Source organism: Allobaculum sp., assembly GCF_047010065.1.
GTDB lineage: Bacteria > Bacillota_I > Bacilli_A > Erysipelotrichales > Erysipelotrichaceae > Allobaculum > Allobaculum fili.
Map to the genome: position 1 here is coordinate 1 of NZ_JBKXLD010000033.1, position 21266 is coordinate 21266.

Here is a 21266-nt window from a genome sequence, read left to right on the forward strand (position 1 = left end):
CATACGTTCCGTTTTGGACAACGAGATCTTCTTTGGCTTTGACGGCGGAGCCGGCGGCATCGGAAATCGTCAGTTTCGCGCTGCCCGAAAGGGTCAGCGGCGCACGGGAATAAATCGCCGCGTCAAGAACGGCAATTGTACTGTCTTTGGCATGCGAGTTCGAAGAAACGGTGCTGGCTGCACTCGTTTCGATCGCCACGTCTTTCGCGTTGCGAACAAAGATTGCCGGGCCGTCGGTTACCGAAAGGTTGGCGCCGTCCAGCTTTAAAGTCACGCTCTGGTCTTTGGCGTCCACGACAACCGGATACTTGCCGGTTCTGGTCAGCGTGTACGTGCCACCGTTTACGATTTTCAGACCGGAAGACGCGGAAGACAGATCGATAGTACTGGAAGATACGCTTTGAAGGTCGGCGATTTCAATATCGTCGTCAACTTTTTCGGACGTGTCTTCCGTTTTCTCTTCGTTCTGTTTTTTATTGAACCGATCCTTTTCGTTCTGGATCGCGGAAGAATCGGTTTCCGGCGTGTTTTTTGAAGGTACACATCCCGCCAGCATGGATGCGGCCAGCGCCGCGCCAAGCAGGGCGCGAACGCCATATTTTCGATGGGTTTTAGGCATGGTCTAATGTATCCTGTGTTGGATAGATTTCGAAGAAAAATCCGGATCCGTCCGGATTTTTCTGATTTCAGGCAGAGGGAAATCCGCCTTACCCTTCGGATTTTTGATCCAAAGTTCAAAAAGCAGATGAAAGGATAAAAATGGAATTGTGGGAAAACAACAAGCAAATAAGGTTTTAATATTGTCTTTTATGGACAATATGGATTGGCTTTGCCTGCAGGAAGATTTTCCTGCCTGACTTTTTAGAGCTGTTCGCCGCCGTCGTGCAGATCGAGCAGGGTGACGGAAAGGTTTCCGTTTTCCGCGCGGATTTCGTTGAGCAGGCGCGTACTCTCAAAATGGCTGTTGGGAAGGAACGTATAGGAAAGTTCGTACAGCGTGCCCATGCCGGCGGTTTTCATCTTTTCAAGGTGCACCTTTTTTCCAAAGCGCGAAAGAATGTCCGTATAGACTGCTTCGTTTGGCATGGATTCGGGCACAACGATCTGAATCTGCATGAGGCTGCGGCGCGAAAAAATCCAGGCGGCCAGAAGCATGCAAAGGTCCATGCCAATGCAGAGAGCAAGCGCCGCAAGGCTCGCCCCGCAGGCACAGAGCAGACCGGTGACCATCGAGTAAATGATGCAGATCATGTCCGTTCCTTTGGCCGGCAGAGAGCGGAAGCGGACCAGGCCAAAGACGCCGAGGACCGCGATGGACGTGCCGACTGAGCCGTTGACGGCAAGCAGGCACGAACAGACGAGCGGCGGCAAAAAGGCGCAGGTCAGAAGCATGGAGCGGGTCGGCCGAAACGCGGCCAGACAAAGCAGAGCGCCGACAATGCCGATTCCAAACGCGGCAAGAGTCGGAAGAAACAGATTGGTAAAAACGAGTTCAGTCATCGTATGGGTTCCTTTCTAGTGAATTTTTTCTGAAAAAGTCTTTTGAAAGCGGACTGTCTGGGGGAGGACAGTCCGAGACGAATCGGCTGGATCGGGAAAATCGTTTTCTTTCGATTCAAACCGCCGGAAGGCGGTCGGTTTTCTGAATCTGGCGGGCATACGCCGCCCCGGCTTTGGAAAAGGAGCCGGGCACAATGCCGGGACGCTCAAGCAGGCGGCAAAGTTCTAAGGGCAGCGGACGGGAACACTTGATCTCAAAAATGTTCCATCCTTTTTCGAGCAGCGGGACATCGTCGGGATCGCGATACAGACCCGGGCGAACATCGCGATAAAACAGCTGGTCATCAAACGTCAGCCGCAGCGTGGGATCTTCCTTCCACACGTAGCAGAAGCGATGGGCGTACAGCGTGAAGCGCGGCCGTACCGGCCAGGTGTTTAAAAACGAAGCGATTTCTCTAGTGACGGAATTTTCGCCGGCATGTTCTGGATGGTCATAAAAGTTCTGAAGCGAAGCTTTCGTAAACGGGTGCCTTCGCTTAAACGAGCAGCCGCGAATTTTCTTTTTCAGCTCGAAAAAGAAAGCATCCTCCTCGCTATATACGGGCTTGTAGGCGCGCAGTCTGGCTTTGCACTTGTAGTCGGGCTTGCCTTCGCAAAGGCGCATGAGATCAAAGTGTTCGGTATCGAGGTAAATCGTGTAAATATCGCATTCAAAGTAAGTGTCCGGAATGAGGTGCTCTCCGGCTTCTTTTAAAAACGCCGCCTTGGCGTCTTCCTCGATTCGGTATTTCAGTTCTTTTCGAATAAACGTTTCCATGGCCTCATCTTGCCGGGAGCGTTTCAAAGGATTGTTAAAATTCTTAAGAAAATCCAAAGAAGCGAAAAAAAGCCCGTCCTTTTCAAAAAAAGGCAGGCAGACAAATCGATATACTGCAAAAGAGGAACAAAACCGGCAAAACGGCATACAAATGCGAATAAAAAAAGCGCCTGTCGTTCAGGCGCATTAAATCTGGTGAAGAGCGGCTAGTCGGCCTGGGCTTCTTCCCACGTCCGTCTTTCCGGAGAAAGATTATCGACGTAGTAGCGTACCGTCAGCTTGCCGGCAATTCTGGATTTGACTTTGGGTTCTACCACAAAGCAGTCGCCTTCCAGCATCTGCGCCAGCATGGCCTTGCAGGCGCAGGAAAGGTTTTTCGATCCCGGCTCGCATTCGTCCTGCATCTCTTTTGCATTCACTTCAATGTACAAATTCAATGCGTCATGAGCATTCTGTTTTCTGGTTTTCAGATACTGCTCATACTGCTCCTGAGTCCATTTTTCCATCGTTTTGCATCTCCTTTCGCTTCGGCAGCTCTTCGCTAGGAAGAAATGCCTTAGCTATCATAGATTGTTTGAAAGTGATGTCAAATATTGCATGGAAAGGACACAAAATGAAAGCGGCTACGAAAATTCAGGATGGCTGGACATGCGTCCAAACGAGAACGAAAGACGAGGAAAAAGAGTGCTTTTTTGGCGTTAGGGCTTAATGACGGCGTCGGCTTCCATCATGCATTCCGTCATGTCCTTTAAGGATGTCGGCTCGCCGCATTCGAGATTTGCGGCCAGAGAATAGAAGACCAGACTTTCCTCGTTGACCAGAACTTTGCAGCCAAGATCCGCCAGCGCCTTGAGAGGCTTGAGAAGTTTCGAATCCTTGCAGGCGAGAACGACCGCCGAGTTATAGAGCAGGATGGCCTGCGGGACATTTACGCTTTTGGCGAGCGTATCGAGAAAGTCTTCCATCAGCGATTCGCCCAGACGCGGATTGCCCTGACCAAAACGGCTGGAGTTAAGAACGACAATGCGTGCGTTTGATTCTGACATGTAAATCCTCCTTGGATCCGAATCCCGGCGACAGGCCGTATTCGAATTTCTGTTTCCTTGAGTATTATACGTAAAACGAAAGAACCCATTCCAAAACTTCTGCTTTTTGGGCGGTCCGCCTTTTTTGCCCACACGGATCCGGAGAGATTTTTGAATGTCTGTTTTTACAGGCATTCGTTTTTTTATGCACATTGATTTTTACAGGGGCTCTCCGTACAATTTTGAAAGATTTAAAGAAAAGAGTGTTTTCAGGCGCCACAACGCCTGAAAGGAAAAGGGAAAAAGCGGGTATGAAGAGAGTGTGCGGAAAGATCGCTTTGTGTTTGATGGCGGCTGTTCTGGCTGTCGGGCTGTCCGGTACAGGATGCAGTGAACGGCTGATGGCGCAGGAAAACAGGACGGAAATCGATGGAAATGCATCGGTTAAAGCTCTGACATCTTCGCAGGCTTTGCGGGAAATGATGAGCCGCATTCAGGATGGCGTCGATCTGCGGCTGGCCAACGCCATTTCGCCCGGCAGACCGTCCGCAAAAGGCAATGCGCAGGCGCTGCAGGAAGCGCTGAATGAGGAGATGGACAAAATTATGGAAGAATACGCCATCGATGAAGATTCAACGGGCATCGCCATCCATTCGCTGGACGGTTCCATTTCCTGGACGCTCAATGAAGATGAGCTGTATACCGGAGCGAGTCTGTACAAGCTGCCGCTGGCGATGATCTGGTATGACCGCCTGGAGAAAGATCCGTCCCTGCTCAAAAAGCCCCTGCTGTACCGGGCCGACATGTACGAAGATGTCTCTGTTATTGCCTCACGCTATGCGGCCGGTTCGTATATCGATCTTGAAGAACTTCTCGAACAGGTTATTCTGACTTCGGACAATACCGCCGGCCACATTTTGTTTGAACATCTTGGCGGCTGGGAAAAGTTCAAATCGATCATGAAAGAACGCTGGCCGAACCATACAGAAGACAAAGACTTTGTTTCCATGGACAATCTGATGAGTCCGGGCGTTATGGTGGATGTTCTTCTGGAAATCGCAGCTTCGCCTGAGCGGTATGAAGAGCTGATTGAAGATATGGAAAACGCACAGCCGGCCAACTATCTCAACCGTTTCCTCGATCGGCCGATTGCCCAGAAATACGGAGCCTATGGCTCACAGGTCAACGGGGCCGGGCTCGATCTCGAAGCATCCTGTCCGTATGTCCTCTGCGTAATGACCGACGATATTCAGGCGGAAAAATTTGTCGGCGATCTGGCGCTGCGCGTGCAGAGTCTTCTGGATACCGAAGAGAAGCAGGGGGAGTAGTTGAGGAGCGTTTCGGTGTTCATGTTTCCATTCCCGTTTAAAAAGAATACGATAGGACTAATGGCCTGCGGATGGATCATCGGCAGGCTTTCTTTGACGGTACTCGCACGCGTTCCGGCAGGAAAGCCGCTAAGACACCGAAAATACAAATACGTAAAAAGCAAAAAAACGGAAAAGCAGAACGCGCAAAACGAGGCACATTGGATCGGCGCGCAGTGGGAAAACCAAAGCAGATCCCGAAGCACATGCCAAAGCGAATGCCGAAGCCCAGCGGAAAATAAAAAAAGCTGAAGGCGTGCCGCATGGCTTCCTTCAGCGTTAAGTTCTCGTGGCGGAGACGGTGGGATTCGAACCCACGAGCCCTTTCAGACTACCTGATTTCGAGTCAGGCCCGTTATGACCACTTCGATACGTCTCCGTGTTGCGTTCAATATTCTACCATATATTTTCAGAAAAGAAAGAAGGCAAAATTATGGTTACCTGGCTGGTCAACCGAATTCTCCGTAAGGAAAAAACAGACGATATGACGAAACTGCGTTATATCATCAGCCGGCTCTTAGGCTGGGTGGGCATTGCCCTCAACTTTACACTGTTCCTTTCGAAATACATTATCGGCGTTCTCGTCGGCAGCGTTTCGATCTGCGGCGACGCCATCAACAACTTAACGGACTCGCTGAGCAATGTGGTTTCGATCATTTCGTTCAAGATTGCTGAAAAGCCGGCGGATAAGGAACATCCGTACGGGCATGAGCGGACGGAAACGATTGCCGCGATGTTCATGGGCATGGTCATTGTCTATCTGGGCATCGACATGGTGACGCAGTCTTTCCAGAAAATTATTCATCCGACGCCGGTTCATTTTGAGTGGGCCGCCGTCATCATTCTGGTGCTTTCCATTTCGGTCAAGCTGTACATGTACGCTTATAACCATAAGTACGCGAAGCTGTATAAAAGCGAACTGCTGGAAGCCAACGCCATCGATTCGCGAAACGATGTGATCGGTACGGCGATGGTTCTTCTTTCCACGCTCATTTCCCGCTTTACCGGATTCGATCTGGACGGTTACATGGGTGTCGTTGTATCGGGCATTATTTTCTATTCGGCCTGGGGTCTGCTGCGCGAAGACAGCAACATCCTTTTAGGTGAAGCGCCGACGCCGCAGGAAATGAATCAGATGATCGATCTGATCATGATCAATCCGATGGTCATCGACGTCCACGATATCGCCATCCATAAATACGGTCCCCGCTACAAATACGCGACCGCCCACGTAGAAGTGGACGGCACCCTCAATCTGATGGACGTCCATCAGGAAGTGGACCGAATTGAACGCGAAGTCATGAAAGTCATGGGCATCGAGCTCGTCACACACGTCGATCCGGTTCTTCTGCACGATGAACAGACGACCCGCGCGGAAGAAAAGCTTACGGAAGCCGTGCGCAAAACGAATCCGAACTGGATGATTCAGGACTTCCGCATTGAAGAGACGCCGGAAAATCAGATGGTTCTCTATTTCGATCTGATCGTCCCCTATGACGAAAAGCGTTCCAAAAAGGAAATCGAAGACGTACTGAAATCCCGTCTGAACGACGACAAAATCGCCTGGATGGAAATGCGCATCGTCCATCCGTACTCCTGATTGAATTCTCAGCCCCCATGGCTGGCTTATCGTTTACATTTATTCACACGAAAAGCGCCGGCTCGTTCTTGCAGCGAGCCGGCGCTTTGATATGTCTGGGAAATGGAAATCCTGAAATCGCAAATGAAATTCGGAACAGAGAAAGCGGATTTCTGTCTATTCCGAGAGCCATCCGGCCGCGAACCATCCGGCGGCAGCGGCGACAAGACCGATCAGAAGCTGTCCGATGGAGAAGGACGCCCAGCTGGTCTTGAGCAGAATGGCGATCGGGCTGGCGCAGATCAGGCCGATGATGGCCCACATTGTCTGCAGATGCCATTTGTTCATAATCCACTCGATCAGCTTGGCGATCGCAAAGATGCCAAGAACGACGCCGATCGCAAAGGGGACGCCAAGAATGACGCAGTGACCGATCATGCCCCAGTCGAGCTTGAGCAGAGCGGTGATGCCGTCGGACACCAGGTTGATGACGGGCTGATAGTATCCCATCAGCATGAGCATCATCGAACCGGAAACGCCTGGGATAACCATAGTCGCCGCCGCGATGACGCCGACGATGAATAACATGAACAGGCCGAAAAAGTTCGTATGCAGAACGACATCATTTCCTGAGCTTTCGTTAACGACGGCCAGCACGACGATCAGCACGAAGAAAGCCGCAAAGCAAAGGCCGTAGGAAAGCTTGAATCCCTTATGCTTCACGTGCTTGAAAATCGAAGGCAGAGAGCCGAGGATCAGACCGCAGAAGCCCAGGTTGGTCGCGATCGGCCAGCGCGCCAGCAGAAACGAAAACAGCTTGGCTAAAAGTGAGAGCGCCAGAACGATACCGATCAGAATAGGAAGCAGGAAACGGAAGGACTTTTTGAAGTCCGAAAACAGATGCGTTACCGAATGAATCAGTTTGTCATAGATGCCCATGGAGACCATCATGGTGCCGCCGGAAACGCCGGGGATGATATTGGCTACACCAATGACCATGCCGCGCAGGACATCCATCCAGAAACTGGAAATTTTCATAATTACCTCTCTTTAAAGCCGGTTCGCAAACCGGCGCTGAAACCCAAGTATTATATAACATCCGCTTAACACCCGCCGGGCCGACCTGCCACGGGTCTTCCTTACAGTTTTGTCTGACAGCGTCTGCAAAACGCATCCTCAAAAGAAAACTGTTGTCCAATAATCAGAAAAAAGCCGGCAAAAACAAAGCCGCAGGCGATGCCCATCGGCATAAAAAGAACGCTTTCAGACCCTCATCGCAGAAGGCGGTTTTTCCTCGATTTACGAAAACGGGGTGCGAATGTAAAAAAATTCGATTATTTGACGTTAGAAATTGCAATGAAACGCATCGCGCATATAATGGGCTTTGCGTTTATATAAGTTATATTCTTTGTTTAGTATTGCTAAACAGCGACTGAGCCCGCAAGGGCTTGGCGGTATGGACGCCCCGGAAAGGAGAGGACAATGGATTTGAAAATCGGAGCGCGGATTCGCAGCCTCAGGCAGGCGAATTCCCTGACGCTTGAAGAGCTCGCCAGCCGATGCGAGCTGACCAAGGGATTCCTCTCCCAGCTCGAGAGGGATCTGACTTCGCCTTCCATTTCTACGCTGGCCGATATTCTGGAAGCCCTGGGCACCAGCCTTCCGGAATTTTTCAGCGAAGAGCCGGAAAGCCAGATCGTGTTTCGACAGGATGATTTCTTTGTCGATGAAAGAGACGATCATACGATTACCTGGATCGTTCCCAACGCGCAGAAAAACGAAATGGAACCGATCCTGGTCCGCATTGAACCGTTTAAATCCTCGATGACGACAGCCAATCATCAGGGGGAAGAATTCGGCTATATCCTTCGCGGAACCGTCTGTCTGACGTTTGAAGACGGACGGCGCATGACGGTACGCACCGGCGAAACGTTTTATACCGACGGCAGCGTCCGCCACTGGCTGGAGAACCCCTATAAAACGCCCGCACTCGTTCTGTGGGTTTCGACACCTCCGGTGTTCTAGAAAGGAAAGAGATGGAAAAAGACAATACCCTGATTCAGTTCAGGAACATCCAGAAGAGTTTTGATGACCAGATTATTCTCAAGGGCATCAATCTCGACATTAACAAAAACGAGTTTGTCACTCTGCTTGGCCCTTCGGGATGCGGCAAGACGACCCTTCTGCGAATTCTTGGAGGCTTCCTTTCTCAGGATGAAGGAGAAGTCTACATCGAGGGAAAAGAAATTTCTTCGCTGCCCCCGTACAAGCGGGAGCTGAATACGGTCTTCCAGAAATACGCGCTCTTTCCGAATATGAATGTTTACGAAAACATCGCGTTCGGTCTGCGCATCAAAAAAGTATCGGACGACATTATCGAACAGAAAGTCATGCGTATGCTTCGTCTGATCGGACTGGAAGGCTATGAAAAACGGGAAATTACCCAGCTTTCCGGCGGCCAGCAGCAGCGTGTGGCCATCGCCAGAGCGCTGGTCAATGAACCGAACGTGCTTCTGCTCGACGAACCGCTCGGCGCGCTGGACTTAAAGCTGCGCAAGGAAATGCAGTACGAGCTCAAGCGCATTCAGCAGGAAGTCGGCATTACCTTTATTTTTGTTACCCACGACCAGGAAGAAGCCCTGACGATGTCCGACAAGATCGTCATCATGAAGGAGGGCGAAATCCAGCAGGTCGGCTCGCCGGTTGAAATTTACAACGAACCGGTCAATGCCTATGTCGCCAACTTTATCGGCGAAAGCAACATTTTGCCCGGCACGATGGTCCAGGACGAACTCGTCCGCTTTGACGAACAGGATTTTGAATGCGTCGACAAGGGCTTCAAGCCCGGCGAAGCGGTCGATGTCGTCATCCGTCCCGAAGACATTGATATCGTTCCCGTCGGTCAGGGAAAACTGACCGGTACCGTGGAATCGGTTCTGTTCAAGGGCATGCTTTACGAAATGATGGTCGAAACCGTACCAGGCACCCACGTAACTGTGAACATGCACATCACGACCGAAGATGCCAACCAGAAAGACGACGGCCACATCCACATTTCCGGAAACAGCTTCTATCTGGACGTGGAAGATATGGAAGGCATCGAAGAAAAGGATCTGATCGCCCGTGCCGACGCGCAGGCCTGGAATGACGAAACCGATGAACAGCTGTCCATCGAACACGTCGAAACCGACCTGGAAAACAAGATCGGTACGTATTCGATTACCTTCACGACGCAGGGCGGCCTGTCGATTACCAAGACCATTCAGGTCATCGACCAGCAGATCGTCCGCGATGAAAAACGAAACGAGGGCGTTTCCGCCTTTAACTTCTTTAAATCCAAGGATGAAATCAAGGAATCCGTGGCGCTTGATACCGACCTGAAAACGTGGGCGAACGCGCAGGGCTGGCGTCTGAACAACGAAGACCAGTCCATTCCGCTCGATGTCACCTACGATTTCGATCCGGAAAAAATTGAACCGGGCGTTTATCCGGTAACGTTCTGGACCAAAGGCCGCGAGTTCAAGATTCATACGACGGACTTTTATAAGGAAGGTTCCCGTGTCGGTCTGACGTTTGGTCCGGAAGACATTCACGTCATGGAGAAGGAAGGCTATACCTCATGAAGACCTGGCGCAGACTCGCAATCCCGTATCTGATCTGGGGAACCGGGATGCTGCTGCTCCCGATGCTCCTGATCGTGTTTTATTCCATTGTCCAGCCGGGAAACGAAGTCACGACTTTCCGCTTTTCTCTGGACAGCTACATCCGTTTCTTTACGGATCCCAACTTTCTGATCATTCTCGGCCGCTCGCTGAGCGTTGCGATCAAGACGACCGTTCTCTGCCTGCTGATCGGCTATCCGGTGGCGTACTGGATCAGCCGCTGCAAGCAGAAGACGCAAAATCTGATCGTTCTGTTCATTACGCTGCCGATGTGGATCAACATGCTGGTAAGAACGTATGCCTGGATCGGCATCCTTTCCAAAGGCGGACCGGTTTCAATTGTCCTGAGCTGGTTTGGCATTAAGGACGCGGAAATTCTGTATACCGAAACCGCCGTTCTGATCGGCATGGTCTACAACTATCTGCCGTACATGGTGCTGCAGATTCACGCGTCGCTGACCAAAATGGATCCCTCGCTGGTCGAGGCGGCCAGCGATCTGGGCGCTTCGCCGTTCCAGACGTTCTGGCGGGTTATTTTCCCGCTGTCGATTCCGGGTGTCATTTCCGGAATTACCCTCGTCTTTCTGCCGGCGATTTCCGCCTTCTTCATTCCGAAACTGCTCGGCGGAGGCGGCTGGTTCCTGATTGGAAACGTCATTGAAAACCAGTTCATCACCGTCGGCGAATGGAACTTCGGTTCGGCGATTTCCGTCATTATGGCGATGATGATGATGATTCTGATGTCCCTTGTCCGCAAGGCGGACCGTAAGGCGGCCAAGGAGGGCAAAGCATGAAAAAAAGACGCCCCGTCGGCGCGCTGCTGACGACGCTGATGATGATCTTCTTTTATGTGCCGATCCTCTTCATGATCATCTTCTCGTTCAACAGCTCCAAATCGCTGACAAGCTTTACCGGCTTCTCGCTGCGGTGGTATGAGCAGATGTTTGCCTCGCATGACATGATGAATTCGCTTTATGTCACCATCGTCATTGCGGTTCTGGCCACCGTCATTTCGACGATCGTCGGAACGATCACCGCGATCGGCCTGCGCTATTCGAAAAAGCTGGTGCGCTCCTACGTCACGCAGATCAACGATCTGCCGATGATGAACCCGGATATCGTGACCGCGATCGGTCTGATGCTGCTGTTCATCACCTTCCATATCGAACGCGGCTTTGTCACTTTGCTTCTGGCGCACATCGCGTTCTGTACGCCGTATGTCATTCTTTCGGTTACCCCGAAACTGCGGCAGCTTGACCCGAACCTGGCGGATGCGGCCATGGACCTTGGCGCCACGCCGTTTCAGACGCTGACTAAAGTCATCGTTCCGGAAATCATGCCGGGCATTGTCTCGGGCGCACTGATCGCCTTCACGATGAGTTTTGACGACTTCATCATTTCCTACTTTGCGACGGGAAAAGGCGTCAAGAACCTGTCGATCATGGTGTACACGATGGCCAAGCGCGTCAATCCGTCCATCAACGCGATTTCCACGCTGCTTGTCGCTCTGATCACGATCATCTTGCTGGCGGTCAACATCATCCCGGTCGTTCGCAAGCGCATGGAAGAAAAGCGCATGAAAGACCCCAATTACGTGCCTTCGGCACACAAGCACACCGCGCGCAATTCGCTGATCGGTGCGGTCATTGTCGCGCTGGCGTGCTGCCTGTTCTTCTTCCGCCCGGATCGCGGTACGCAGGCGTTTGCGGGCCAGACGCTGCATCTGTATTTGCCTGGCGAATACATTTCGGATGAAATGCTTTCGAACTTTGAGCAGCAGACCGGCGCTCAGGTTGTCGTGGACAACTTTGACTCCAACGAACAGATGTACATCAAGGTGGCGAACGGCGAATCCTTCGATGTGCTGATTCCTTCAGACTATATGATTCAGCGTCTGATCGACGAAGACCTGCTGATGAAGCTCGATCCGGAAAAAGTCGATGAAGCGATCGTTCAGCTCGACGATCAGGTATGCGATCTCGCCTACGATCCCGGAAACCAGTATTCCGTTCCGTATTTCTGGGGTACGGTCGGCATTGTGTACGACAAGGAAAAAGTGTCCCAGGAAGATCTCGAAAAAGACGGCTGGAACATTTTCCGCAATCCGAAGTACAAAGGCGATGTATACCTGTACGATTCGGAGCGCGACCAGTTCATGTCCGCTCTGAAAAATCTGGGCTATTCGATGAACACGTCGGATTCTCAGGAGCTCAAGGACGCCTTTGACTGGCTGAGCGATGTGGTCCGCACGATGGAACCGGAAATCGTAACGGATGAAATCATCGACAACATGGCCAACGGCCGCAAGGCGCTGGGCATGGTCTATTCCGGCGATGCGACGTACATCCTTCAGGAAAACGACCAGATGGGCTACTATCTGCCCAAAGAAGGCACCAACCTCTGGGTCGATGCCATGTGTATCCCGAAGAGCGCGGCCAATCCGGAACTCGCCTACGCCTTCATCAACTACGCAGCGTCCTACGAAGCGCAGATGATCAACTCGTCCTACGTCGGCTATACCGCGACCAACAAGGAAGCGGAAGACGAACTGGCAGCCACGGAGTTTGACGGCACCAACGCCTACATTCCGCGTACCGGCTATGCGAAGGACGAAGTCTTTGAATACAATCCGGACAGCCGCAAGACGATTGCGCAGTACTGGAGTCAGGTCAAGATCATCGCATCCAACAGCCGCTAGCCAGCGTGTCCTGAAGCGGAAAAACCGATGGATCGAAAATCGATTTGATCCGGAACATCCATTTGCAAAACGAATAAAGTCCCGAATGCGAAGCGGCAGAAACCGGTTCGATTCGGGACTTTTTACATGTGCAGTGCAGAGTGCAGAAACCGGATGGATCTTTGAAAAAGAAAGCCGGATTCAGATCGCGTAAATCGAAATGAGAATCAGTGAAGAGAAAAACGCGCAGGCAAAAGGAATCCAGAGAACAGCCGCAGGCGGCTGTTTCGGTTCGCTTTGCGACGTGTCGATCAGAACGCGGATGCGCGATTCAAGAGCACGGGTCGACGTGCTGCGGGAAAAGGCGGAGAGCCGCACAAAGTTGGTATGCGGAAACGTGCGGGAAGACGGAGCCGCAAAGCGAAGCACCGTCCGGGAGTAATTGAGACGATTTAGCGGCGTGCGCTGTTCGGTGATCTGTCGATCGACGCGGATTTCGCTGAACAGTTCCAGCACGGGACGAATCCGCGTGAGGCCCGGCAGCCACCAGTAGACAATCGTCAGCGTCAGATACAGCTTTTTCAAGAGCGCGTCCTCGTTGCACAGATGACACACCTCATGCAAAATGATGAACTCATATTCGTCTGGATGCATCGGCACGTCCGGCAGGATGATAGCCGGATGATGATCGAGGCGTACAAAGGAAAACGGAACGGACGGAGAAATATAAAGATCAAAGTCCGGACCGCAGTAGTCCGGGATGAAATCGGTAATCGCGTACTGTTTTGCGGTATCGAGAACCATATCCATCAGAACCTGTTCTTTCTCATATCGTCGCCGGTATCGCACAAACGCAATAGCCGCGCCGGCCAGCCAGATCCAGCTCAGCCAGCCAAAGCCGTTCGTACCAAGAAACGACACGGTTTCCAGGTGGTGATCGATCAGAGGAAAGAGGCCATTCCAGGGCAGCTCGACCCCGAGCTGAAAGCTGCAGGGAAGAAACATGCGAAAGAAATAGGTGCACAATACCGCCATAAAAAGGCAGGGATGAATGCGGCTGGCCAGAGAAGAATTATGAAGAAGTACAGCCAGCACAGCCATCAGACATATACAAAACAGAAGCGCCATGAATACCGAATAGACAGACAGCAGCATAATGTACCTTCTTTCCATATTCGGAGTTGCAATTCAGAGGCTTAAAAAATGGAAGGGACGGATCGCATGCAGCATTGTGCGGGGAAAACCGCATGCAAATCCAAGTGGTTTTATTTTAGCAAAAAAATGCTCATCAAACTCAAAAAGTATAAAATACGCAATTTTTTAAAGGAATATATCTATTCGATGAAAATTTGAAATTATTCGCTAAAAAATACAATCATGACGGAAAATCCGTATATCCATTGGACCTGCGCTGTTTTTGCTATTAATACATCCGCTTACATTTGTCTAAGCCCGCGGGAAAATATACCAAAAAATTCATACTGACGCTAAAAAAAATAACGATTTGGAAACGAAAATCAGCATTTGGAAAAGCGCTTCCAGAAAAGAGCGTTTTTTTGCGAGTTTGTTTAAGTAAACTTCTGAGAAGACCGATCGAAAAGAGCGTGCTACAATGGCTCTGCAAGCACTCAGGGGATGTGAGTGCTGATCTTTATGCACTCGCTGCAGTTTTCTGCACCGCTCAGAGAACAGGCATTATCCGGGATATCGATGGAAGTTTCTTTTACGATGTTTTTGATTTTGAAGGCTGCAGTCTGAATCGACTCCGATTTGCGGCGCCTTGCTTCTGTCCGGTTTTCCATCGGATTTCCCATCCGAAAAAGGCGGAGCCGCAAGTCGATTTCGCCGGTGTACAGACTGTATGGAACATAAAGAATCACGGTATAGAAAGGATGGTCCTATGGAAAAAGAGATGGAAAAACAAGTCTTTGACGTTTCCGGCATGACGTGTGCTTCCTGCCAGGCAGCCGTTACCCGGGCCGTTTCCAAACTGGACGGCGTCGAAAGCGCGGACGTGTCTCTGCTCGCACAGAACATGCGGGTGGAATACGATCCAAAGCTCGTCAATCCGGCCGAGATTGAAAAAGCGGTAGCCGATGCCGGCTATTCCGCCACGCTTCAGCAGGCGGAAACGGGTTCCTCCAAACCGGAAAGTGCCGCGCAGATCTGGGAAGATCGAAGCGAACGCATTCGCAAGGAAACGGAAGACAAAAAGAAAAAGCTGATTTCTTCGCTTATTCTGCTGGCAATTCTGCTTTGCTTCTCCATGCTTCCAATGCTGGGCGTGTTCTCCTTTTTAATGGATATGGAATGGATGATGGCCGATGCCTGCATCCAGATGTTCCTGTCCACGGTAATCCTGTTCATTCAGCGGGATTTCTTCACGCACGGATTTAAAACTCTGCTTCACGGCAGCCCGAATATGGATACGCTCGTTGCGGTCGGCTCTTCTGTATCCTTTATTTACGGCTTCTACGGCCTGCTCACCATGGCGTACGGCTATGGAACGATGGATCATGAACTGATCCATTCCGGCATGAACGCGCTGTACTTTGAAAGTGCGGCGATGATCGTTACCCTGGTTTCTCTGGGCAAGTATCTCGAAGCGCGCTCCAAATCCAAAACCGGCGACGCGCTGGCCAAACTGGTCAGTCTGGCGCCGAAAACCGCATTTGTAAAACGCGGGGATGACTTTGTGGAAATCCCGGCGGAAGACGTCCGCGCCGGAGATCTGGTCCGCATTGTTCCGGGTGCCTCGATTCCAGTCGACGGTACCGTTGTGGAAGGTTCCGGTACGCTGGACCAGTCGGCCATTACCGGCGAATCGATGCCGGTCGAAAAAGCCATCGGCGACGAGGTCATGTCCGCTTCGACCAACCTGAACGGTTCGTTTGTCATGCGGGCGACGAAAGTCGGTTCCGATACGACGCTTTCTCAAATTATTTCGCTGGTCGATGAAGCCGGCAACTCCAAGGCACCAATCGCGCGTCTGGCCGACAAGGTTTCCGGCGTGTTCGTTCCGGTCGTTCTCGGCATTTCTCTTGTTACCCTGATCGGCTGGCTGATCGCCGGCCACAGCATTGGCTTTGCGCTGAACTGCGCGATTTCCGTACTCGTTATTTCCTGCCCGTGTGCGCTGGGTCTGGCCACGCCGCTGGCCATCATGGTCGCGACCGGCAAAGCCGCGCAGTACGGCATTCTCGTCAAATCCGCCGGCGTGCTCGAAGAACTGGCGAAAGTCAATACCGTGGTTCTCGACAAGACCGGAACCATTACCCGCGGCAAACCGGCCGTCGTATCCCTCACCCTGTTTGGCGATCGATACGATGCCGATGCGTTTATGACGATTGCTGCTTCGGCGGAATCCGGTTCGGAACATCCGCTGGCTAAAGCGGTTCTGGAAGAAGCCAAAAAAGAAAACCGCAGTCTGTATGCGGCCTCGGATTTCAAGGCCTTTGGCGGACGCGGTCTGGAAGTTATGGTGAACGGCATTTTCGTTCAGGCCGGCAACCAGGCATTCATGAACGAAGAACATGTAGCGCTCGATGAAAAAGCGCTCGAAGCTGCTTCAGAAATTGCGCGCAAAGGCGGAACGCCGCTCTTCTTCGCCTTTGATCATGAACTTTGCGGCATCATCGGCGCGGCCGATGAAATTCGTCCGACCTCGCGCGATGCCATCGCGCTGCTGCGCAAGGAAGGCATCGATGTCATTATGCTGACGGGGGACAACGCGCAGACCGCCAAGGCGGTTTCGCAGGGCCTCGAACTCAGCAATGTCATCTCGGATGTTCTGCCGGCCGATAAAGAATCAGTTATTCGCAAACTGGAAGACGAAGGCAAGATCGTGGCCATGGTCGGCGACGGCATTAACGATGCCCCGGCTCTGACTCGTGCTGACGTCGGCTTTGCGATTCAGTCCGGTACCGATATCGCGATGGAATCCGCAGATATCGTTTTGATGAAAAACAATCTGCTCGATGTCGTTACTGCCGTTGAGCTGTCCCGCGCCACCATTCGCAATATTAAGGAAAACCTGTTCTGGGCGTTCTTCTACAACATCCTGGGCATCCCGGTTGCCATGGGTCTCTTCTACCCGATTAACGGCTGGCTGCTCAACCCGATGATCGGCGCTGCAGCGATGTCCTTCTCGTCGGTTACCGTCTGCCTCAATGCCCTGCGTCTGCGCTTCTTCAAGCCGGCCAAGGCGATTTCCCAGATGGAAAGCCCAGAAGCCGAAAAGCAGCAGGAAGCCATCCAGATTTCCAAACTGCCCGCTGTGCCGTCCGCTGAGATGACCGCCTCTGCACTGGCATCCGAAGTGAGTGCCGCTTCCACCGCACAGAAACGGGCAGAAACAGCCCAACCGTCCGAACCGGCGCATAAAGGCCTGAAGGGAACCCCGCTCGTATGGGGCGATGCGAAATCCGCAAAAGCGGCTCAGGCAGCGCCTGCAGCGCGCAATGCCGAACCGGCGGCAGAACAGACCGTTCGCTTTGACGTAGACGGCATGACGTGTGCGCATTGCCAGAAGCATGTAACGCAGGCTTTGCAGAAGATCGATGGCGTACGCGCTGCAGAAGTCACGCTGAAACCGGGCGAAGCCCTCGTTCTGGCCGATCGTCCGATTGAACTTTCGGCCTATGAAGAAGCGGTAAAGGACGCCGGCTATGAAACCCGCACAGCCATTCCGCAGATGAGTGCCTTCCTCAAGGATTTCCATCCGCAAAACGAAGGCGAAATTACAGCTTTATTTGATGATTTAAAGAAAGACTATCCAGAACTGACCTGGATGGTTTACAGTGCCCCGGCGCAGCAGATTACCCTTTGCGGAGATACGCTGCCCGAAGAAGGCGATATTTTTGAAGAGATCGCAAAACTGGAAAAATCCAGCAACGAAACAGGCGAAGGAGGTGAGATGATGACTCTGACTATTGACGGCATGTCCTGCCAGCATTGCGTTGCCCGCGTTGAAAAAGCGCTGCAGGGCGTAGAAGGCGTTGAATCCGTAAAAGTGGATCTCGCCAGCGGCAAGGCAGTTGTAACGGGAAAAGATCTCAGCGCAGCTGCACTGGCAAAAGCCGTAACCGCAGCCGGCTATTCGGTATCCGCAATCGATGACTGATTCAAGGATTGAAGCCGAAAACAAAGTTTTTTTTCACTGTATTACACTGGAAAAGTTTCAGAAAAGTACAAAAAAAGGGTGCCGAAAGGCACCTTTTTTTACGGCTGAAAGGCAGCGGTTTTTCAAATGGGATGATCGTACGCGTTTAGGCGAACGGCCTGGCTAGTTCTGTCCGTTTCCGAAGAAGGTCGGATCGTACAGGACGATATCCTGCGCCTTGAGCGACGCGGGAACATCGATCAGACGCTGGTTGGACGAGCCGCAGAACAGAAGTGAGAGATCTTTCTTGGCTTCCACAAACGGGCCGTCGACGAGGACGTTCAGGCTGTTCAGAATGGTGTCGGTCCATGGGGTGTGGCGACGGCCGCCATCGAGCAGGTCGCGGTCGAGAATGTAGCCGGTGTACATCCAGATCGTTTTTTCCGGGAGTTCTTCACGAACGCGCGCAACCAGATGGGATACGGCTTCCTGATTGGAAATTTCAAACGGATCGCCGCCAAGAACGGTCAGGCCGTCGATGTACTTCGGAGCCAGCGCTTTTAAGATTTCGTCTTCGGTCTGGGATGTCCATGGCTTTCCATAGTCGAAATCCCAGGTTTCCTGCTGGAAGCAGCCAGGGCAATGATTGAGGCATCCGGAGACGAAAAGCGAAACGCGGACACCGGTACCATTGGCAATATCAAATTTTTTAATTTCACCGTAATTCATGATAGTTTTCCTTTACATTTTTATATATGAATATAAATCCAGTTATCTTTTTTTCGCATCTTCAGCGGCTGAGTCACCAGACAGGCGGCCTAGGGGTTGAGGGTGCATAGCCAATACTAACGGGCAGAGAATTTTCTGTCAAAAATACCGTACACCCGACAAGCGCAGATGGAGTCTGCAGAAATCTGCGCCCGCGCAAAGTCGCGGATCCCGCCGATTTCAGACCCTTTCATCGAAAAAGCCGGGAGCAGACGGTAAAATCAGAAGAGAGAACGAAAAAGAAGAAAAAGCGGCGATCCGTCTGTGAATCGCCATAAGGAGAAAGCCATGTACGCCGTATACAATCTGACCACAAGCCCTAACGTGAGCGTTGAAGACCAGTCCGGCCCGTTTCGCGTGCTCAAGCACAAGCTGGATTATTCGATCCCGTATGAAAACGCCATGGAAGCCTGGTTTGCGGCGAAAATGGGCAAGCATAAACGCCAGCTCGTCTGTTCGCTCGATGTCGATGACGTGCGCATTGCGGAAGGCATGATGCAGTGGATGGTCGGTTATTGCGAAATGGACAGCGGCGTGCGCAACGTGACTTCGCTGTTTGGGAAAATGATTACCGGCAAAATGACGGGGCAGAAAGCCGTCTCCCCCTGCTATCGCGGGGAAGGCACGATCGTCTGCGAGCCGGTAGACGATGAGATTTTGCTGATCGATCTGGCGGAGTGGCCTGACGGCATCGTCATTTCGCCCAACAGCTTTCTTGCCTGCTCCGGCGGCGTACGCCAGAGCGTCACCAGCCGGACGAGTCTGTCTTCGGCCGTATTTGCCAAGGAAGGCCTGTTTTCCATGCGTCTGGATGGAGAGGGCACAGCGGCCATTCTTTCGCCCTGCGTGGAAGAACAGCTCATTCTTGTGGAAATTACCGACGATGTGCTGCGCGTGGACGGCAGTTTCGCGATCGCCTGGTCGGGCAGCCTGACGCTGACCGTGGAAACGCCGGGCTCTTCAGCCACAGCGTCCTTTCTCAGCAAGGAAGGCCTTGTGAATACGTACCGAGGAACCGGCAAGGTCCTTCTCGCGCCATTTATCCGGGAAGAGCTGTCCGAAGACGCTTTAGCAGATTCTGCATCCAAAAACGAGAGCGCTTCTTCCAATACGGTCAGCTGAATGCCGAAATGAGGCCAGATTTGGATTTTGTAGGAAATTCTTGATTATTTTTGTCTGTTCTTTTGTATAATCGTTGTTCAAAAAATTTCGTTTTACTAAAATGAAGATGGTGGGAAAGTGGTTAAACTCAATCGGCAATTTAACCGGATTGAATTTTTACGCAATAGGGAGATGAATTTATGGAACAAAACGGACTGACCAAACGCGAATCCCAAATAATGAATATTCTTTGGAACAGCGAACAGCCTATATCTGCACACGAAATTCTGCTGGCTTCCCCGGAACTCAGCCGGAATACGATCCAGATCGTACTCAAAAAATTACAGACGCTCGGATTTATTGAGGTAGCTGGATTCAGCTATCACAAAAATGCACTGACGCGTACGTTTAAGCCGATTATTTCGCAAAGTCAGTACATTGCCCAGTCTCTGGCAGATAATGCCTCTTATGAGCTGGCGATGAACTTCATTCGTCAGACCGAGGATTCAGCGATTCTTGATGAACTGGAAAAGCTGATCCAGGAAAAGCAGAAACTGCTTCGGTGCGAGAAAGACCGCGGCGAATGATCTAAAGGAAAAAAATAAATACGTGGGCAAGCTGACCGCCTGTCCGCAGAAACAAGCCTAAAGGCCCGCATTCTGGATTTTATAACCAGGATGCTTTTTTTAATGCTCATAAAAAAATAGTTCTATACATTTTTGCCAAAAAAGGCTGGAAAATGTCAAAAAATGTACTATGATCGCTCAAAAATGCACGGCTGAACTCATCGGATATATCATCGTATTCATACCAAGAGGCCTAGTAAAATGGGAAAGAATAATACGAAAGATATGAAAATACGACGAGAACGGCTTTTGATGCTCGGACAGAGACCGTTTCCGATCACCATCGAATGGAAGGCGATTCCGGCCCCTGTTCTGTACGTCAGGGAGGATCTGTCCCTGCATATTTCTCTTTCGCTATATGAGAAAGAAGAAGAAATTCTGTCGAGTCTGCAGTCTCGAGAAGCGGATCTTCTCTGTCAGATTGCGACGCGGATTCGAAACCGGGACTTTTCCCGTCCAATCGATCTGGGTGAGGAAAACGGGTATCCGTTCTCTGTGCGCACAATTTTCGGTTTCCCCTGTCACGAAGAAATTTTACCGGGTAAAGATTTCTGCAAGCTTGAGGAAAGCGTATACCGCATCTATACGTCCAGCCTGGACGTTTTTGACCACATCCGTACGCTCATTCGCGAAGATCTTAATGCGCGCCTGCAGATCGCCTATAAAGAAGCCTGGGCCGATTCGGCGGATCGTCTGGCAGCCGCCGGACTGGATGGACCTTTTCCCGTACTGGAGATTCATGCCGATCAGCCATGGCCGATGCAGGTCGATCTGGATCGGAAGATCGTTCAGGTGCATCCCTACGTCGTGGAATATCCCAGAGAATACATTCTCTATTCCGCGCTTTCCGCTCTGGCTCACCTGGCCTGCGAGGAAGATGAGCAGGCGTACGCGTTTTTGATGGATGAACTGCTCGAAGACTGGGAAGAAATCCGCGAGCATGGCCGCAGAGTGTCCGGCGACCGTAAGCGTTCGAAGCAGCAGTCCTCAGTAAGTGTCAAACAATCGACGGGTATACGCGAGACTGAATATTAGATACGCTA

The 21266-nt window shown here is 51.6% G+C and carries 18 protein-coding genes and 1 tRNA gene; 10 read left to right on the plus strand and 9 right to left on the minus strand.

Annotated features, from left to right (window positions below):
- The 5 genes from ACLUYS_RS04405 to ACLUYS_RS04425 all read right to left on the minus strand — a co-directional run.
- Nucleotides 1–619, minus strand: a 619-nt coding sequence (locus tag ACLUYS_RS04405) for a carbohydrate-binding domain-containing protein (protein WP_412659223.1), incomplete at its 3' end; no start/stop codon positions are given.
- Nucleotides 620–861: 242 nt separating this feature from the next.
- Nucleotides 862–1500, minus strand: coding sequence for a DUF4956 domain-containing protein (locus ACLUYS_RS04410; protein WP_288820608.1), 639 nt, complete (start codon nt 1498–1500; stop codon nt 862–864).
- Between the two features lie 115 nt (nt 1501–1615).
- On the minus strand, nt 1616–2317 hold the full coding sequence (locus ACLUYS_RS04415) for a VTC domain-containing protein (protein WP_230267306.1): 702 nt from the start codon (nt 2315–2317) through the stop codon (nt 1616–1618).
- A 206-nt stretch (nt 2318–2523) separates the two neighbouring features.
- On the minus strand, nt 2524–2823 hold the full coding sequence (locus tag ACLUYS_RS04420) for a hypothetical protein (RefSeq protein WP_230267307.1): 300 nt from the start codon (nt 2821–2823) through the stop codon (nt 2524–2526).
- Nucleotides 2824–3015: 192 nt separating this feature from the next.
- The gene (locus ACLUYS_RS04425; protein ID WP_230267308.1) at nt 3016–3363 is read right to left on the minus strand and encodes a hypothetical protein; all 348 of its coding nucleotides are present in this window, start codon (nt 3361–3363) and stop codon (nt 3016–3018) included.
- Between the two features lie 290 nt (nt 3364–3653).
- Between ACLUYS_RS04425 and ACLUYS_RS04430 the strand changes: the two genes are divergently transcribed.
- Nucleotides 3654–4670, plus strand: coding sequence for a serine hydrolase (locus ACLUYS_RS04430; protein ID WP_230267309.1), 1017 nt, complete (start codon nt 3654–3656; stop codon nt 4668–4670).
- Between the two features lie 329 nt (nt 4671–4999).
- Here ACLUYS_RS04430 and ACLUYS_RS04435 read toward each other — a convergent pair.
- Nucleotides 5000–5088: transfer RNA gene (locus ACLUYS_RS04435), tRNA-Ser, on the minus strand.
- A gap of 105 nt (nt 5089–5193) precedes the next feature.
- Between ACLUYS_RS04435 and ACLUYS_RS04440 the strand changes: the two genes are divergently transcribed.
- Nucleotides 5194–6309, plus strand: a complete 1116-nt coding sequence (locus ACLUYS_RS04440) for a cation diffusion facilitator family transporter (RefSeq protein WP_412659225.1) — start codon at nt 5194–5196, stop codon at nt 6307–6309.
- Between the two features lie 156 nt (nt 6310–6465).
- Here ACLUYS_RS04440 and ACLUYS_RS04445 read toward each other — a convergent pair whose 3' ends face one another.
- Complete coding sequence (locus ACLUYS_RS04445) at nt 6466–7326, minus strand: DUF368 domain-containing protein (protein ID WP_412659226.1); 861 nt, start codon at nt 7324–7326, stop codon at nt 6466–6468.
- 450 nt (nt 7327–7776) lie between these two features.
- Between ACLUYS_RS04445 and ACLUYS_RS04450 the strand changes: the two genes are divergently transcribed.
- From ACLUYS_RS04450 to ACLUYS_RS04465, 4 genes are read left to right on the plus strand one after another with little or no spacing between them, the layout of a single operon-like run.
- Nucleotides 7777–8313 (plus strand): helix-turn-helix domain-containing protein, encoded by a 537-nt coding sequence (locus ACLUYS_RS04450; protein WP_230267325.1) that lies wholly within the window; start codon nt 7777–7779, stop codon nt 8311–8313.
- A gap of 11 nt (nt 8314–8324) precedes the next feature.
- The gene (locus tag ACLUYS_RS04455; protein ID WP_230267312.1) at nt 8325–9911 is read left to right on the plus strand and encodes an ABC transporter ATP-binding protein; all 1587 of its coding nucleotides are present in this window, start codon (nt 8325–8327) and stop codon (nt 9909–9911) included.
- Nucleotides 9908–10744: an ABC transporter permease gene (locus ACLUYS_RS04460; RefSeq protein WP_230267313.1), complete on the plus strand. Its 837-nt coding sequence runs from the start codon at nt 9908–9910 to the stop codon at nt 10742–10744. The genes ACLUYS_RS04455 and ACLUYS_RS04460 overlap by 4 nt, the downstream gene beginning before the upstream one ends.
- On the plus strand, nt 10741–12648 hold the full coding sequence (locus tag ACLUYS_RS04465) for an extracellular solute-binding protein (RefSeq protein WP_230267314.1): 1908 nt from the start codon (nt 10741–10743) through the stop codon (nt 12646–12648). Before ACLUYS_RS04460 ends, ACLUYS_RS04465 begins: the two co-directional genes overlap by 4 nt.
- A 180-nt stretch (nt 12649–12828) precedes the next feature.
- On the opposite strand, the gene ACLUYS_RS04470 is transcribed toward ACLUYS_RS04465, so the two are convergent.
- Complete coding sequence (locus ACLUYS_RS04470; RefSeq protein ID WP_230267315.1) at nt 12829–13782, minus strand: M56 family metallopeptidase; 954 nt, start codon at nt 13780–13782, stop codon at nt 12829–12831.
- A 745-nt stretch (nt 13783–14527) separates the two neighbouring features.
- Between ACLUYS_RS04470 and ACLUYS_RS04475 the strand changes: the two genes are divergently transcribed.
- The gene (locus tag ACLUYS_RS04475; protein ID WP_412659229.1) at nt 14528–17749 is read left to right on the plus strand and encodes a heavy metal translocating P-type ATPase; all 3222 of its coding nucleotides are present in this window, start codon (nt 14528–14530) and stop codon (nt 17747–17749) included.
- Between the two features lie 162 nt (nt 17750–17911).
- Here the strand turns inward: ACLUYS_RS04475 and nrdG are convergent, their stop codons facing one another.
- Entirely contained in the window at nt 17912–18457 is a 546-nt protein-coding gene (gene nrdG / locus ACLUYS_RS04480; protein ID WP_230267317.1) for an anaerobic ribonucleoside-triphosphate reductase activating protein, read from the minus strand.
- Nucleotides 18458–18784: 327 nt separating this feature from the next.
- Between nrdG and ACLUYS_RS04485 the strand changes: the two genes are divergently transcribed.
- The 3 genes from ACLUYS_RS04485 (at nt 18785) to ACLUYS_RS04495 (ending at nt 21258) form a co-directional block, all read left to right on the plus strand.
- The gene (locus tag ACLUYS_RS04485; RefSeq protein WP_230267318.1) at nt 18785–19618 is read left to right on the plus strand and encodes an AIM24 family protein; all 834 of its coding nucleotides are present in this window, start codon (nt 18785–18787) and stop codon (nt 19616–19618) included.
- A gap of 179 nt (nt 19619–19797) precedes the next feature.
- Nucleotides 19798–20184, plus strand: coding sequence for a BlaI/MecI/CopY family transcriptional regulator (locus tag ACLUYS_RS04490; RefSeq protein ID WP_230267319.1), 387 nt, complete (start codon nt 19798–19800; stop codon nt 20182–20184).
- A 264-nt stretch (nt 20185–20448) separates the two neighbouring features.
- Entirely contained in the window at nt 20449–21258 is an 810-nt protein-coding gene (locus ACLUYS_RS04495; protein WP_412659231.1) for a hypothetical protein, read from the plus strand.
- The last annotated feature ends 8 nt before the right edge of the window (nt 21259–21266 follow it).